This window comes from Aeromonas sp. 25-248, from assembly GCF_053005425.1.
Genome location: NZ_JBRKTB010000002.1, coordinates 62632 through 79045 on the forward strand (window position 1 = coordinate 62632; position 16414 = coordinate 79045).

General features: G+C 61.2%; 13 protein-coding genes. 6 read left to right on the top strand and 7 right to left on the bottom strand.

Going from position 1 to position 16414, the window contains the following annotated elements:
- The first annotated feature begins 931 nt into the window (after window positions 1-931).
- On the top strand, window positions 932-2833 hold the full coding sequence (gene speA / locus ACVDHI_RS03690; RefSeq protein ID WP_183148704.1) for a biosynthetic arginine decarboxylase: 1902 nt from the start codon (window positions 932-934) through the stop codon (window positions 2831-2833).
- A gap of 246 nt (window positions 2834-3079) precedes the next feature.
- Window positions 3080-3268, top strand: coding sequence for a hypothetical protein (locus tag ACVDHI_RS03695; RefSeq protein ID WP_010674183.1), 189 nt, complete (start codon window positions 3080-3082; stop codon window positions 3266-3268).
- 45 nt (window positions 3269-3313) lie between these two features.
- Here the strand turns inward: ACVDHI_RS03695 and ACVDHI_RS03700 are convergent, their stop codons facing one another.
- Window positions 3314-3601, bottom strand: coding sequence for a hypothetical protein (locus ACVDHI_RS03700; RefSeq protein ID WP_042882535.1), 288 nt, complete (start codon window positions 3599-3601; stop codon window positions 3314-3316).
- Window positions 3602-3763: 162 nt separating this feature from the next.
- A complete protein-coding gene (locus tag ACVDHI_RS03705; RefSeq protein WP_232090070.1) occupies window positions 3764-5872 on the bottom strand; it encodes a putative bifunctional diguanylate cyclase/phosphodiesterase in 2109 nt (702 codons plus the stop codon).
- Between the two features lie 448 nt (window positions 5873-6320).
- Between ACVDHI_RS03705 and ACVDHI_RS03710 the strand changes: the two genes are divergently transcribed.
- Entirely contained in the window at window positions 6321-6908 is a 588-nt protein-coding gene (locus ACVDHI_RS03710; protein ID WP_039038865.1) for a histidine phosphatase family protein, read from the top strand.
- A gap of 48 nt (window positions 6909-6956) precedes the next feature.
- On the opposite strand, the gene ACVDHI_RS03715 is transcribed toward ACVDHI_RS03710, so the two are convergent.
- Entirely contained in the window at window positions 6957-10100 is a 3144-nt protein-coding gene (locus tag ACVDHI_RS03715) for a DUF3427 domain-containing protein (protein WP_447211706.1), read from the bottom strand.
- Between the two features lie 153 nt (window positions 10101-10253).
- Here ACVDHI_RS03715 and ACVDHI_RS03720 point away from each other — a divergent pair, with 153 nt between their 5' ends.
- Both ACVDHI_RS03720 and ACVDHI_RS03725 read left to right on the top strand, forming a co-directional pair.
- Entirely contained in the window at window positions 10254-10721 is a 468-nt protein-coding gene (locus tag ACVDHI_RS03720; protein WP_268451949.1) for a hypothetical protein, read from the top strand.
- A gap of 110 nt (window positions 10722-10831) precedes the next feature.
- Window positions 10832-11200, top strand: a complete 369-nt coding sequence (locus tag ACVDHI_RS03725) for a VOC family protein (RefSeq protein WP_042017439.1) — start codon at window positions 10832-10834, stop codon at window positions 11198-11200.
- Window positions 11201-11224: 24 nt separating this feature from the next.
- Here the strand turns inward: ACVDHI_RS03725 and ACVDHI_RS03730 are convergent, their stop codons facing one another.
- Window positions 11225-11428 carry a DUF3955 domain-containing protein gene (locus ACVDHI_RS03730; protein ID WP_319887548.1) on the bottom strand — a complete coding sequence of 68 codons (204 nt, stop codon included), beginning with the start codon at window positions 11426-11428 and terminating at the stop codon, window positions 11225-11227.
- A gap of 184 nt (window positions 11429-11612) precedes the next feature.
- Window positions 11613-12956, bottom strand: coding sequence for an NADP-specific glutamate dehydrogenase (gene gdhA / locus ACVDHI_RS03735; protein WP_447211707.1), 1344 nt, complete (start codon window positions 12954-12956; stop codon window positions 11613-11615).
- 571 nt (window positions 12957-13527) lie between these two features.
- Here gdhA and rluF point away from each other — a divergent pair.
- Window positions 13528-14541 carry a 23S rRNA pseudouridine(2604) synthase RluF gene (gene rluF / locus ACVDHI_RS03740; RefSeq protein WP_447211708.1) on the top strand — a complete coding sequence of 338 codons (1014 nt, stop codon included), beginning with the start codon at window positions 13528-13530 and terminating at the stop codon, window positions 14539-14541.
- Between the two features lie 86 nt (window positions 14542-14627).
- Here the strand turns inward: rluF and ACVDHI_RS03745 are convergent, their stop codons facing one another.
- Together ACVDHI_RS03745 and ACVDHI_RS03750 are read right to left on the bottom strand one after the other, a co-directional pair.
- Entirely contained in the window at window positions 14628-15860 is a 1233-nt protein-coding gene (locus tag ACVDHI_RS03745; protein ID WP_447211709.1) for an MFS transporter, read from the bottom strand.
- Complete coding sequence (locus ACVDHI_RS03750) at window positions 15853-16362, bottom strand: nucleoside deaminase (RefSeq protein WP_447211710.1); 510 nt, start codon at window positions 16360-16362, stop codon at window positions 15853-15855. Before ACVDHI_RS03750 ends, ACVDHI_RS03745 begins: the two co-directional genes overlap by 8 nt.
- Between the last annotated feature and the right edge of the window lie 52 nt (window positions 16363-16414).

The window sequence follows — 16414 nt, forward strand, 5'->3', positions numbered from 1 at the left end:
GAGGAGGGCCATCGAAGGGGAGGGGCGGGGATCATTGCTCGGCAGTTTGCATAAAAATTCCAAAATGAAAACTGGTTAAGCAATTGCGAAAAAGCTGAATTTCCCCTCGGCCCAGCGCTGGCAAGGGGTGATCCAAAAAGCGTGATGTGTTGGTTATTTTCATCGCCTCGCCCACGCACTCCCATCCCCCGCCATCCCAGAGCCCGCCTTGCTGGCAGCGAGATTTTGCCCCCCGATGAAAACCCGTTTTTTAACACGATTTTTTATTGTCACTGGCTGCGGTAAGTGTGTACACTCCGCGCCGATCCAAGGGCAACCCTGCGCAGGCCGTGTCCGCCAGACCCGCAGGATCATGACGCCTATAGGGCGAGGCACGCAGAAACGACAGACACTGCTGGGGAATGGTTTCTTTAATACCGGTTAGGCTCCGGTATCAGGGAGAACAACGGACTCTCATCTTTCAGCTGACCGAGTGGGCTTCGGGCTCATCATCTCCCTTGTCATGGGCGGTCACTGGCGTTGAGCGGGTCGTAGTGGTTGTCGTCCATCAACACGATGCGTGCTGACGTCTTCCCTTCTCTTCCTTGAAACCCTCTCCTGTCCGTCGGGATGGCTGCCGAATGATGAACAAACGGCGTGGCTGATGCCGATTGTCATCAAAGTACCGCGGTACGCCGGCAAGGTGTTACCGCATACCGTTGAGCTTGATGTAAAGCCACCAGCCCCACATCAAGACTCGTTACTTCCCAAGATCCACCAGGCAGCCTTGGCTTGCCGCGATGTGCAATGAACAGGATGTGGCGGAGCATGCTCCGTTGCGGGTCCAACGTCAGCAGGCCGCTCTGGCTTGCCGCATTTTGCAATCAATGGTCTGGATGTGATTGAGGGTAACGAAGGCGGCCCACGGCCGCTCATTTGCGAGGCATAGCCCATGACTAACTGGTCCAGCAAGGACTCCTTGAAGGTCTACAACGTTCCCTACTGGGGTGCGGGTTTTTTCAATATCAATGACGCCGGTCATGTGACCGTCTCTCCCGACAAGTCTCGCCCCGAGGCTCAGATCGTGCTGTCCGAGGCCATCGAGCAACTGCGCCAGTCCGGGCTGACCACGCCGGTGTTGCTGCGTTTCCCCGACATCCTCAAGAGCCGGGTCGATGCGCTGTTCAACGCCTTCGGTCAGGCCATCGAAAAGTCAGGCTATGAAGGGGATTACTTGTGCGTTTACCCGATCAAGGTAAACCAGCAGCGCCGCGTCATCGAGACCATCAGTCAGTCCTACAGCGACAAGCCGAGGCTTGGGCTGGAAGCGGGCTCCAAGCCCGAGTTGCTGGCCGTGCTGTCCCATCATCATGAGCAAGGGTCCGTGATCGTCTGCAACGGTTACAAGGACCGCGAATACATCCGCCACGCCCTCCTGGGCAACCTGATGGGCCACAAGGTCTACATCGTGGTGGAGAAGCCCTCCGAGCTGGAAATGGTGCTGGACGAGTCAGCTCGTCTCAACATCAAGCCCAACATCGGGGTGCGCGCCCGTCTGGCGTCCACCGGCTCCGGCATGTGGGAATCGAGCGGCGGTTCCATGTCCAAGTTCGGTCTCTCCGCCTCCCAGATCCTGGCGCTGGTGGAGCGTCTGCGCAGCCTCGGCAAGCTGGACTGCCTGCAACTGCTGCACTTCCACCTGGGCTCCCAGATCGCCAACATCCGCGACATCCAGGGCGGCATCCGCGAGTGCGGCCGCTTCTACGCCGAGCTGTGCCGTCTTGGCGCCAAGGTCGAGGTGGTGGACGTGGGCGGCGGCCTGGGTGTGGACTACGAGGGCACCCGTTCCCAGAGCCACTGCTCCGCGAACTACAGCCTCTCCGAGTACGCCAACAACGTGGTCTGGGGCATCGGCGATGTGTGCCGCGAGTTCGACCTGCCGCACCCGACCATCATCAGCGAGTCCGGCCGTGCCCTGACTGCACACCACGCCGTGCTGGTCACCAACATCATTGGTGCCGAAGGGGTGGAGGTGAACGACATCAGCGCCCCGGACGAAGACGCGCCCACCATCTTGCAGAACATGTGGAAAGGCTGGCTGGACCTGCGCGGGGAAGATCCCTCCCTGCTGGAGATCTTCCACGACTCCGTGGCGGATCTCGGTGACGTTAACGCCCAGTACACCATGGGCCTCTTGAACCTGGAGCAGCGCGCCTGGGCCGAGATGCTGCACCAGAACACCTGTCTGGCGCTCAAGGAGCTGCTCAACCCGGTCAACCGCAACCACCGCGCCCTGGCCGACGAGCTCTCCGAGAAACTGGCGGACAAGTGCTTTGCCAACTTCTCCCTGTTCCAGTCCCTGCCGGATGCCTGGGGTATTGGTCAGGTGTTCCCGGTGATGCCGCTGGCCGGTCTTGATCGTCCGCTCACCCGCCGCGGTATCCTGATGGACATCACCTGTGACTCCGATGGTCAGGTGGAGCACTACGTCGACGGTCTGGGGGTAGAGAGCACCCTGCCGATGCCGGTCTACGGTGAAGGCGAAGAGTGCCACGTCGGCTTCTTCCTGGTGGGTGCCTATCAGGAGATCCTGGGGGATCTGCACAACCTGTTTGGTGACACCCACTGCGCGGAAGTGTGGCTGGATGAAGAAGGCAAGATGGACATCCGCAACGTGGTGCGTGGCGACACCGTCGACCAGCTGCTGCGTTACGTCAACATCGACCCGTCCGTGATCCGCGAGAACTACCAGCGCATCGTCTCCCACCCGGCGCTAGACGAAGAGACCCGCAAGGCCCTGCTCGACGAGCTGGAGCTGGGTCTGCAAGGCTACGCCTACCTGGAAGACGAATAAGCCAGCGGCTTGTTCCCCGTCGGTCAAATGACGGACATGAAAAACGGCGCCTTCGGGCGCCGTTTTTGTTGTGCTGTTGCCTGGCTGGGGCCGGTTGGCGGGCTAGGTCACCCGGGCTGGGGGCATCCGGCCCCGGCCAGATCCGGCTACTGCCTGCCACCTCCCTTGATCCAGGTCAAGGGGGACTTAGGTCCCTTATTTTACGGTCAAGGGTGAGGTTGGTGAATGACACATAAGGATGTGCGTATGGAACTCAAGAGGGACCCGAGATGCTATACCGACGTCTGTATCGACGGTAAGTGGTATCACTACGATCACTGCAGCACTCACGTTTATATGCTGATGGGGGGCGCCGCCCCCAGCCTGCAGCTTGCCCATGAACCCGGCAGTGAAGAGGAGCTGGTGGAGATGCTCCGCCAGCACCCCCAACGCTGACTGCCTGCGGGCCATCGGGGGTATCGTCCCGGCGGCCCGCCTTGTTCAGCCCGCCTTGCGGCCCAGGATCTTCTTGCCCATCTCCAGCAAGGCCGTTGCCGCCGCATAGGTCTCGTCTGACTTGCCTATCTCGTCCGCCACGTAGAGAAAGCCGGATCTGTACTTCTCCACCGCCTCGCGGGGAGTGGCCGCGTCGATGAAATCCTCTTCCACCTCGAACCCTTGCGTCAGCAGCGCCTCCTTCTCCGTGAGGAAGGTGGGGGAGGCCATGTCGACATAGGTATATTGCTGACGGCGGGAGGCGGGGACGCTGAAGAACTGGTATCTGGCCATGGATGTGGCTCCTCTGAACGGGTGATCTGCCATGGGGCGCTCGATGCGCCCGGCAAGATAAAGTAGCATTCGAGTCTTGCAGCAGACTACCTTGAGTCGTGAAGGGACGCAATCGGGCTGGTGATGACCCTGGCGACACGGGCGCAGCGCCCCACCAGCTTGTCAGGCAAGCACACCTTCCAGCACCTGTTGGGGAGTCTCCGGAGCGCAGTGGACAAGCAGTTGCTCCCCGGTCATGGGGCGCCCGAGCAGGTAGCCCTGCAAGGTGTCGCAGCCCAGCTCGGTCAGCAGGTCGCGCTGCTCCGGGGTTTCCACTCCCTCTGCCACGATGCGCATCTCCAGGGCCTGACCCAGGGCGATGATGGCGGCGATGATGGTGGCATCATCGCCCCCCCGTTCCAGGGTAGTGACAAAGCCCCGGTCAATCTTGAGCTCGTTGGCGGGGAAGCGCTTGAGGTAGAGCAGGCTGGAGTAGCCGGTGCCGAAGTCGTCGATGGAGATGCCAAGGCCGAGCTCGGCCAGACGGTTGAGGATGGCGAGGCTCTCCTCGGCCTTCTGCATGGCGGTGGATTCGGTGATCTCCAGGGTCAGGTGACGGGCCTCGAGCCGATGGCGGGCGAGGGCACCCTGCACCTCCTCCAGCAACCCGGGGCTGGCGAGCTGGATGGTGGAGAGATTGACCGCCACGCTCCAGTCGTGATGACCCGCCGCCCGCCAGGCGCTCATCTGTCGGCACGCCTCGTCGATGACCCAGTTGCCGATGGGGATGATGAGCCTGCTCTTCTCCGCCAGCGGCAGGAAGCTGGCCGGCGAGACGGCACCATGCTCCGGGTGCTGCCAGCGCAGCAGGGCCTCGGCGCCGACCACCTGGCCGCTGCGGGCACAGTATTTGGGCTGGTAGTGCAGGGCCAGCTCCCCCCGCTCCAGGGCGTGTTGCAACTCCTTGTGCAGCAGGAACTGCTGGTGGGCGTTGGCGTTCATGGCGCTGTCGAAGTAGTAGTAGTCGTTGCGCCCCTGCTCCTTGGCGTAATACATGGCGGCATCGGCGTTGAGGGTCAGCTCGTGCAGGCTGGTGCCATCCTGGGGATAGACGGCAATGCCGATGCTGGCGGTGATGTGCAGGCTGTGGTGCTCCCACTCATAGGGCTGGGCCAGGGTGGCCAGCAGCCGCTCGGCGAAGGCCGTGGTCTGGCTCACATCCCCCGGCGCCAGGGCCAGCACGAACTCGTCCCCGCCAAAGCGCGAGGCGGTGTCGCTGGCTCCGAGCAGCCCGGTGATGCGCTGGGCCACCTCGGCCAGCAGCAGATCCCCGGTGTGGTGGCCGTGGGCATCGTTGATGATCTTGAAGCCGTCGAGATCGAGAAACAGCAGGGAGAAGCTGCGCTGGCTGTGCTGGCACTCCTGGATGCGCTGCTCCAGGCGGTCGGCAAACAGCAGCCGGTTCGGCAGCCGGGTCAGGCTGTCATGGAGCGCCAGCTTGAGCAGCTCGTCGTGGGCCTGATGCAGGGAGGTGGAGAGCCTGGCGGCGTGGGCATCCAGCATGGAGAGCACGAAGGCGATGGCGAACACCGCCAGGGTCACTATGATGACCACGGTTGCCAGCCACTGGGTATTGAGACCGGTGTAGAGGGCCCCGCACAGGCTCTCTGCGGGGAACTGGGCCGCCGCCATGCCGGTGTAGTGCATGCCGATGATGGCTGCCCCCATCACCAGGGAGGCGAAGGCCTTGCTGAAGAAGGCGCGGGGCGAGCTGTTGCGCAGGCGAAACGCTATCCAGAGTGCGGCACCCGAGGCGAATATCGCGATGAGGATGGAGAGGATGAAGAGCCCAGGGAGGTAGTGGATGCCGGGCTCTATTTTCATGGCCGCCATGCCGATGTAGTGCATGGTGGCAATGCCGGCCCCCATCAGCACGGCCCCGAACAGGATCTGGTGCCAGGGGAGCTGGGGACGACTCACCAGCCAGAGCGCAAAGGCCGAGGAGCCGATGGCCGCCACCAGGGAGAGACCGGTGAGGGTCAGATCGTATCCCAGCGCGATGGGCAGGTTGAAGGCGAGCATGCCGATAAAATGCATGGACCAGATGCCGAGCCCCATGGCGAAGGCTCCCCCCGCTAGCCAGAGCACGGCGGCCCGTCCCCGGCTCTGGCTCACCCGGCTGGTCATGGTCAGCGCCGTGTAGGAGGCGAGCACCGCCACCAGGATGGAGAAGAACACCAGATCCTGGCTGTAATAACTGTCGAGCATGGGGTGGGTTGGGGTCACGTTCATTTACTCTGGGGTACATCATGGCCTGAGCCTGGGCCGGGTCAGGGGAAATCGGGTGGCAGATTGTACACCAGGCGTCCCTGTCATGAGCCAGAGATACGTACCAAAATGGCCCCCGGATCAGAGCAAAAACTCTGTCTTTTCTGGCATTGGCCGCCATCCTGTGACCGATAAACCGGCACATCCCCATTTTATCCCGTCTGAACAACAAGATAGGGGGGCATGGGGCGCTTGCCACGGCGCTGGCGGGCTCGTGGCGAAGGCGTGTGGTATGCGCACAAGGCGCCTGTGCGATAAAGGCGCGTAGCCCCTGTCGTCCTTTCACGATAGCCGCAGGCCATGCGCTCAAGGAGTCAGCACAAGCCTGCATCCTCCGGGTCTTGGTTGACCCGGTACATCTGTTATCATCTTCCCCCTGTTTTCTTATCTCGTTGACTCTGCTGGAGAAACCATGTCTCGAACCCTCTATTTGCTGCGCCATGGCCAGACCCGTTACAACGCCGAATTGCGGTTGCAGGGGCGTTGCAACTCCGAGCTGACCCCCAGGGGCGAAGCCCAGGCCCTCGCCATGGGGGCCCGTCTGGCCAAGCTCCTGGCCGAGCCCACCGACTGGACGATCTACGCCAGCCCCCTCGGCCGGGCACGGCAGACGGCGGAGCGGGTGTGTCAGCAGCTTGGCTTGGACCAGGAGCGCATCATCTGGGACGAGCGGCTGGTGGAGCTGGGGATGGGGGAGTGGGAGAGTCGCCGGGTGCCCGAGCTGCTGGCGGCCCACCCCGAGCTGGATCTGGAGGAGCCGGACTGGTATCTGCGGGCCCCCCATGGCGAGAGTTTTGAGAGCATTCAGCGCCGGGCCCGGCAATGGCTTGAGGACGAGTACATTGCCGAGCAGGCCATCGTGGTTTCTCACGGTCTCTTTGGCGCCATGCTGCGCGGCGCCTATGTGGATCTGGACTACACCACCACCTGGCTGCAGGAGCTGCCGCAGGATGCCTTCTTCAAACTCAGTGGCGGTCGCATAGAACGGATTGCCTGCTGACCACACGAAGGTGGCCCGCCGTGGGTGGGCCTTGTTGTGATGGGTCGCTCAGCCAACTGCCAATTTGGCCGCTTCTTTCCACATAAAAGGCGGCATCGGAGTAGTGAGACGCCATTTAATGTTCATCGGTTGGCTACCGCTGTGGGAGATGTACTCCACCTCACCGAAGTTCACAAAGCCAAGGGTGCGGCCAAATTCATCTTTGCTCTGCTCACGAACGAACAGAAACACGCGCTTACCCTCTGCCCTGTGGTTTATGTAACTCAGCCCCTTACCTCGCTCTGGGCGAGCGCTGTTTTGGCTCTGCCAATGGAACAGTGACTCATTAATGGCGTAGTCGTGATAACGGGTGGTGGGGGAGAAGTGCTGCTCCGTTTTGTTCAAGGTCACGAACAGCAACTCGATATTTTGCTCTGCGATGACATAGACCCCTTCGCGAGCCGTGGGTTGCTGCGCGAAGGTGGTCGCGCCAAAGCCAACCAGTACCTGCTCTCTGGCATAACGGGCATGCAGTTGCAGTGGATTGCCGGGAAGGTCAGGCATGGCCAGTTGCTCGTGTTGCACCCGGTTGATCAGCATGGCCAACAGATCTGCAAGCTCGGCCCTCAACTCTGGTTGATTGAGTTGTTTCAGGCTGTGCGCCAAGGAGCTAAAGCCTGCGTTGGGGCCGCTTTGTTGCCAGAAGTCGTAATGGCACATCAAGGCCATCCGCTCATCGTGCTCAGCCGTTAAGGTAAAGGCGCTTTCCACCAAGGTTTGTAAGAAGTTCAAGTAATGGAGCGCATCGCAGCCCAATAGCCGGGTTTTGATGGCCCGGGTGTAGAGGGTCGACAGCTTCTCATCACTCATTTCAGAAATGGTATGGTTGTGGGCCTGTTTGACCAAGGCGCTCCAATTGCCGCGCTTGTAGATCTCCTCAAGGCTGATATGAGGGTTGAACTTCAGAAAATTCGCCAGTGTCAGCGGTAAATCGCAATCCTGTGAGAAACGGCGGATCAGGCCCATGAGGCGCGAGGTATTGAGAGTCGCCTTTTTGATATTGCTCAGAATTAACTCTTGGGTCTGTTTTGAGAGCTCGATGCGGCAGCCCAAGGGGGCGTGAGGGAAGCCCTGTTTGATCTCGTGGCTGATCGCCTTATTGGTTTTACCCACCAGTGCCCGGAATTTCTGGGCAAAGTCATACTCCGCACGGGCATTCCCAACAAAGTCCAATACGGTGCAGCACTCTTTATCGCTCGCCAGCCGCAGGCCACGTCCCAATTGCTGCAAGAAGATGGTGAGGCTTTCCGTTGGTCGTAAAAACAGCAAGGTATCGACTTCCGGGATATCAACCCCTTCGTTGAAGATGTCCACCACGCAGAGAATATTGATAACGCCGGTACGCAAATCTTGTTGCTTACTATGTCGCTCGTCTCGGTTATCGCTAGTGAGGATGTCAGCCTTGATGCCCTTCAATAAAAATGCCTTGCACATAAAGTCGGCATGTTCACGGCTCACACAAAATGCCAGTGCTTTGATCTTGGTAATATCGGTGACGATCTCATTGAGGCTCTGGACTATCTTCTGTACCCGCTGCTGATTGTGGGTATAGATATTGGTGAGCTCAGTGATGTCATAACGGCCATTTTTCCAAGTCACTTGGCGCAAGTCAGTATCATCATCGATACCAAAATATTGGAACGGACAGAGATGGCGACGATTGATGGCCTCGGGCAAGCGGATCTCTGCTGCGATGACACCACAAAAGTCGGCAAGAATATCACCGCCATCATGGCGCTCTGGCGTTGCGGTTAATCCCAACAGAATCTGAGGTTCAAAGGTGGCGAGCAGACCGCGATAACTGGCCGCCGCAATATGGTGAACCTCATCAATGACGATGTAATCGAAATAGTCTTGACTAAGACGTAAATTAGCCAGCTGGTTATTCAAGGATTGCACCGAGGCAAACAGCTGACGGTAGTGGGTTGGCACGGCGCCGCCGACCAAGAGTTCGCCAAAATTTGATTGCTTGAGCACTCCGCGGTACGAGGCTAATGCTTGGCGCAAGATCTCCTCTTTGTGGGCGACAAACAGAAACTTGGCATCGGGTTTGGTTTTCAAAAAACGCGCAAAATCAAAGGCGGAGATCAGAGTTTTCCCTGTACCGGTAGCCGCTACCACCAAGTTACGAAAGCGCTGGTGTAAAGCGCGCTCCATCGCCAATTGTTCAAGGATCTCCAGTTGATGGGGAAACGGCGTGATATCAAAGAAATAGGCAGGGTTATTTCTGTCCCCATCCCCACGGGCCTCTTGCAGTGCATGCTGCAATTTTGTACGGCTTTCGAGCTTGCCATCAAACAGCTCAAAATCATCGGATTCCCAATAGGTTTCAAAGGTACTCAGGGATTTCTCGATAATATGAGGGATCTCTTGCGAGGTGATTTTTAGGTTCCACTCCAAGCCGCTGGTGAGGGCAGAGTGAGAGAGATTGGAGGAACCTATATAGCCGGTATGAAAACCGGTATTTCGGCAAAAGAGATAGCTCTTGGCATGCAACCGCTCGCGCTGGGTGTTATAGCTGAGTTTGATTTCGGTATTTGGGAGGCTGGCTAAAAATTCAACTGCCTTGGCGTCGGTCGCCCCCATATATGAGGTAGTAATTACTTTTAATTGGCGGCCGCTGCGAGTGAACTCTTCCAGCTCATGACGGAAAATACGGATACCTGCCCACTTGATAAATGAGACCAGCCAGCAGATGCTATCTGCCGATAATATCTCCCGTTTAATCTCTGACTCCATCGACAAACCCGCATTGCTGCCGCAGAACAGCTCACTTTGCGTTAGACCGGTCAGAGGGGAAATATCGTCAACATATTGTTTTAAATTGGCAGAGATGGGGTTATCCAACTGGTAGAGCGCGGTCAGAATTTTTCCCTGACTGTCGATAAGGTTCTCGCCAATAAAGTCTGGGTCTTGTATGCGATCTTTTAGCCAAAGCAATAACTGGTTAGCCAGCTCAATCTGCCGTTGTAATGGGTCATCGCCAGTGACCGAGCCTACAGCATATTCCAACACACGAGTTAGGAATCGTGATAACCAGACTGCGGCCTCCGCAGACTCCAGTTGTCGTTCCCCGATGTAGAAATGCGATCGATCTAGTCTTGATGCCAACAGTTGTGTGATGAGTTGTTCATAAATACCACATTGCTGCATGGTGACTGACCTTGAATCTTGTGCATAGGGGGAGTAGGCAGGGTATCATTTTTTTTAGCTAAATCAGTAAGGTGTTATCTAATTTTGCCCATTTGAAGATCTATCTAGCCATGGGCGGCGAAGATAGAGAAGGCGAACCACAGGGAGGTGGTGATGGATCCAATATCTTATCTTTTTTCGGCTTATCTCAATCTGGTGCAGCAACAGGTGACGGATATCTATGGCACCGAGCTAAAAACGCTGGTAGTGCCCTATGAGGGAGAGCAGGTTCCCTTCTCTTTCCAGCTCTGGCAGATAAAACAGCAAAGTGTCTGCCGTCCCTACGAGCAAGATGTGCGGCGCTTCAGTCAGTGCACGGTCAAGGCGCAGGCACTGTTTGGCAAACTGTGCGATGACCTGACACGACAAGACGACAGCAGTTGGCAGCTTCCCAAGTACCGCACCATGTACTGCTCAGCGGCTGTCGGTTATCGCCCCATGATTGCGGAGATCGCCGACGCCCAGCAGAGCCCGGGGAAGCTCGCGGAGCGGGCCTGTAATCAGGCCATTCTGGCGGCCATGGGCAGTGATGACGAAACCCTGCTGGCCCAGCGTGACAAGGCGTGTGCTGCCGTGCGTTAAGGTATTTCCCTAGTCAAAATAAGTGGTTAGCCCTCCTGTGCACCATGCCACAGTTTCTATTGAGGCGGGTGGGTATGATGGTGCGGCAATCACCACCACAGGGAGAGACCATGATCAGCCATATCGACCATCTGGTATTGACGGTCAGCGACATTGAGCGGGCGGTGGCGTTTTACAGCGGCGCCTTCAAGATGGAGCCCATCACCTTCGGGGCAGGCCGCCGGGCGCTGCGCTTTGGCAACCAGAAGATCAATTTGCAGTTGCTGGGGGAGGAGGCGCGCAACCGGGCGCAGGTGGGGTCGGGGGATCTCTGCCTCATCACCCGCTGGCCCCTGGATCAGGTGATGGCCCAGCTGGCGAGCCAGGGGGTCGAGATAGTGGAGGGGCCTGTGATGAAAAGCGGTGCCTGTGGCCCCATCGAATCGGTCTATTGCCTGGACCCGGATCGGAACCTCATCGAGATCAGCCGTTATTGCTGAGCTCCTGGCACCTTGCGGTTTGTGTCACTGCTCCCTGGTGCGCCCCTTGCGCAGCAGAGGGATCACGGTGAGCACCATGCCGGTGAAGAGCAGCAGATAGCCCAGGGGCAGCAGGGCGAAGGGCTCGTGCAGGAAGCCCTGGGCATCGAGGGTGGAGCCCAGCAGGTTGAATGCCACAAAGCAGCCGAGCCCGGCCAGGATCAGCAGGGCGCCTATGGTCGTTGTCATCTCGTTCTCCTCGTTCGCGTATGGAAGAGGGGGGAGGGTGTCATGGCTGGGTGAAGCGAGCGTGAAGTGGTATCGGGCATGCAACCTGCGTCGCCCAGGTTAAAGCAACAGCTATGCAGATAACACAACAGGGCAGCCATGGGCTGCCCTGTTGCTTTGGGGGATGTCACGGGAAATGGCGTGACTAGCAGACCCCTTGCGCCAACATGGCGTCGGCCACCTTGACGAAGCCGGCAATATTGGCGCCGCTTTCGTAGTTCACATGGTCATCATCCTGACCGTAACGGACACAGGTGGCGTGGATGCTGGTCATGATCCCCTTGAGGCGGGCGTCCACCTCCTCCCGGGTCCAGGAGAGGCGCTGGGCATTCTGGCTCATCTCGAGGCCCGAGGTGGCAACCCCGCCGGCGTTGGCCGCCTTGCCCGGGGCGAACAGCACCTTTGCTTCGTGGAAGAGACGGATGGCGGCGGCGCTGGAGGGCATATTGGCTCCCTCCGCCACCAGCTGCACGCCGTTGGCAATAAGCTGCACCGCATCTTCGGCATCCAGCTCATTCTGGGTGGCGCAGGGGAGGGCGACATCTGTCGCCAGGTGCCAGGGGGTGCGGCCGCTGAAAAACTCGAGCCCGAGCTCATGGGCATAATCCGCCACCCGCTTGCGCTGCTCGTTCTTGAATTCCATCAGGCGGGCCAGCTTCTCGGGGGTGAAGCCCTCGGGATCGTAAACGGTGCCGCCGGAGTCGGAGGCGGTGATAACGCGGGCGCCGAGGGCCATCGCCTTCTCGATGGCGTATTGGGCCACGTTGCCCGAGCCCGACACCGAGACCCGCAGGCCATCGAGGGACTGGCCGCGATGGGCCAGCATGGCTTCGACAAAGTAGAGCAGGCCGTAGCCGGTGGCTTCCGGACGAATGAGGCTGCCGCCAAAGGAGAGTCCCTTGCCGGTGAAGACGCACTCGGCGCTGTTGGTGAGCTTCTTCATCATGCCCGCCATGTAGCTCACCTCGCGCCCGCCCACCCCGATGTCGCCCGCCGGCACGTCGGTGTTGGCCCCCAGGTGGCGATAGAGCTCCAGCATGAGGGCCTGGCAGAAGCGCATCACTTCTCCTTCGCTCTTGCCCTTGGGATCGAAATCGCTGCCCCCCTTGCCACCGCCCATGGGCAGGGTGGTGAGGGCGTTCTTGAAGGTCTGCTCGAAGGCGAGGAATTTCAGCACCGAGAGATCCACCGAGGGGTGGAAGCGCATGCCGCCCTTGAAGGGACCGATGGCGGAGCTGTGCTGCACCCGGTAGCCGCGGTTCACCTGCACCCGACCCTGGTCATCCACCCAGCTTACCCGAAACTGCACCAGGCGCTCGGGTTCCACCAGTCGCTCCAGCAGGCCGTGTTGCAGGTAGCGGGGGTGGCGCTCCACATAGGGCCAGATGGAGGCGATCACCTCGCTCACGGCCTGGATGAACTCGGGCTGGTGAGGGTTGCGGCTGGCGACCTGGGCCAGGAAGGCCTCCTGGGAGAGGGAATGACTCATCTTTAACTCCTGTCGTGAATGATGAAAGTGGCGTCCTGCCAGAGAGGGGTTCATGCCCGTCTTCAGGGTTCGCGGGGCTCAAGGGGCCCGTTGTTGCGCCCCGATGGGGGTGTCATTTCCCGTCGTCGGCGGGTCAGAGCAGATAATTCGCGATGACCAAAATCTTTTTATGCATTTTTGCTGGATAAATATCAAGCGTTAGATCATCTGGCTATCTGCCAAAGGCCGCACCCTATCTTCGGCGGCGGGGGCCTGGCCCATGAAGTGAGCACCATGAAGTGAAAAGAGGCGGGGAGTGCGCGGTGCAGCCCAATCAGGGCCGCGGCGTCACCGCACGCTGGATAATGGGGGGCCTGCTGCTGCATCAGGTGCAGCACCCCCTGTGAGCCGGCGGCCAGGGTGCGACGGGGCCGGGCGCGGGCGCGTGCAATGTGCTACTGTAGCGGCGTTTTTTGCCGAACATGCAGGGCGCAGGCCCTTATTTCATGGAGTTGTATGCAGACGAACCCGACCACAGCGCGGCTGATCCAGCCAGCCATTCTCAAGGCCCACCCGACCCGGGAGGTGACCCATGCTGGCCGATGAATCCATGCGCCTGAACAAATACATCAGCGAGAGCGGCATCTGCTCCCGTCGTGAGGCCGATCGTTTCATCGAGCAGGGCAACGTCTTCATCAACGGCAAGCGGGCCGGGGTGGGAGATCAGGTGTTTGCCGGGGATCTGGTCAAGGTCAACGGTCAGGTGATCGAGCCGCGCGAAGCCGACAGCCTGGTCTTCATCGCCCTCAACAAGCCGGTGGGCATCGTCAGCACCACGGAGGCGGGGGAGAAGGACAACATCGTCGACTTCGTCAACCACAGCACCCGCATCTTCCCCATAGGGCGCCTGGACAAGGACTCCCAGGGGCTCATCTTCCTTACCAACCACGGGGATCTGGTGAACAAGATCCTGCGGGCGGGCAACGATCACGAGAAAGAGTACCTGGTGACCGTGGACAAGCCGGTGACCGACGAGTTCGTCCGGGGCATGGGGGCCGGGGTGCCCATCCTCGGCACCGTCACCAAGAAGTGCAAGGTGAAGCGAGAGGCCCCCTTCGTGTTTCGCATCACCCTGGTGCAGGGGCTGAACCGCCAGATCCGCCGCATGTGCGAGCACTTCGGCTTCGAGGTGACCAAGCTCGAGCGCATCCGCATCATGAACGTCAGCCTCAAGGGGCTGCCGGTGGGGGAGTGGCGCGATCTCACCGACGACGAGCTGATCGAGCTGTTCAAGCTGATTGAGGACTCCTCCTCCGAGGCCAAACCGGCCAAGGGGGCTCAGGTTGCCAAGCCCAAGGCGGCTGCGGCTGGCACCCCGGCCCAGGGCAAGAAGCCGCGGCGCAGCGACGATCACGAGATTGGCGGGCGGCCCAATGTGCCGGGTCCCGAGGCCTTCGAGAAGAAGAGCCCCGCAGGCAAGGGCGGGGCGGGCAAAGGGGCTGCCAGCAAAGGGGGGGCAGGTAAAAGCGCGCCCGGCAAGGGGGGCAAACCCGCCCCGGGCAAACCCCGGCCAGGGCAGGGCGGGCGCCAGAAGAAGGGGCGCTGAGCGCCAGGCCTTCCCGCACCCTGATGAACAACACCGGCCAAGGCCGGTGTTGTTCTTTCTGGCCCCCAAGGCCGGTGCTCGCCGGATCAGGCAGGCTTGTGGCCTGCCGTCTGCACAGCCATGGCCTGCTCCGGGGGCAGGCCCATGGCCCCTGGGTAGTGGCGCGGGTTGAGACGCACCACCAGCAGGCTCATCAGGACCAGGGCGCCGAGCTGCCACTGCCAGGCGGCGGCGAAGTCACCGCTTGCATGGTGCAGGCGGGCCGCCACCCAGGGGCCGGTAGCCGCCACCATGAAGCCGACCCCCTGCATCAGGGCGCAGAGGGCGCCCGCCCGGCGCGGGTCGGGCAGGTGATCCAGCGCAATCACCATGATGAGGGAGAAGCTCCCCCCAAGCCCGGCGCCGCACAGCAAACACCAGAGCAGGGGGGCGGTCTGGGGAGCGAGCCAGAGGCCGCCAAAGCCCGCCAGCTGCATGGCGATGGCCAGCGCCATCCAGGGACGGCGGTCCAGCCGACCGGCTGCCAGCAGAGGCAGGCCAAGGCCGCTCGCGGTCTGGGCCAGGGCGAGCCAGGCCACCAGCTCGCCCCCTTGCTGGGCGCTCCAGCCCGCCGCCATGTAGGCCGGGGCCAGCCAGGCCACGACGATGCCGTAGCCGCTGTTGATGATGCCAAAGCAGGCGATGAGCAGCCAGGTGCGGGGCAGGGGGAGCAGCCGCTGCTCCCCGGTGGGGGCGGGCGTGCTGGCCGGGGCAGGCAGGGGCACCCGCCAGGCCAGCCAGCCGAGGGCCAGCAGCACCGGCAGGCCCCAGAGCGCCAGCGCCCGAGACCAGTCCAGATACTCGGCAAGGCGCGGGGTGAGCACGGCCCCGAGCGCCCCGCCCCCCATCATGCAGGCGGAGAAGATCCCCATCACCAGGGGCACCTTTTGGGCGAACCCCTCCTTGATGAGGCCGGGCAGCACCCCTTGCACCAGGGCCGAGCCCAGCCCGCACAGGGCGGCGCTGGCGATGAGCAGGGCGCCGCTCGCGAGATCGATGCGCAGGGCGCTGCCAAGGGCGAGCAACAGCAGGGCCGCTCCGAGCAGGGGGCGCGGGCCCGTGCGACCCAGGAGCGCCGGGGTGAGCAGCACGCCGACCCCGATAAGCCAGAGGGGCAGCAGGGTGACCCAGGCCAGGGTATCTACCCCGAGGGCCAGCCTCGCGTCGATGCGAGGGGCCAGGGGGCCGATGGCGGTGAGGAAGGGGCGCAGGTTGAGGGCGATGAGGATCACCAACACCAGCAAGGCGCCGCTGCCCGGGGGGAGGCGGCGCTTATGCATGGGGCAGGGGACCGTAGAGGGTTTCGGCCGCGATGGGGCTCGCCAGCTTGATGAGGGGCAGGGGCGGCGGACTCAGCGGCAGTCGCAGGGCCGCGTAGGCGGCGCGGCTGTCATAGCCGAAGGGGACGGCATCGTCGTTGTCAAAGGCGTAGTAGACCGCCTGGATGCCGTTCATCACCAGGGCCGACAGACACATGGGGCAGGGGTGCCCGCTGGCATAGACGATGGCCCCGGCCAGCGGCCCCTGGCGACTCCCTTCCCGCAGCGCTTCCAGCTCCGCGTGACGGGTGGGGTCCCCCGCCTCCAGCATGCGATTGACGGCGCTCGCCACCAGCCGGTTCTCCCTCACCAGCAGGGCGGCGAAGGGGCGCCCCCCTTGCTGGCGATGGGTCAGGGCCAGGTGCAGGGCCTGCTCCAGCCACTCCTGATGGCTGGGGGCCGAGGCGGCGGTGAGGGAGTTGAGGAGGCGGGCACCGGACTGGGAAGGGGGTGGCATGGTCATATCCTGGCAAAAAAGGGGGAGGACAGCAGCCTAGAGGGTCGCCGCATCATTT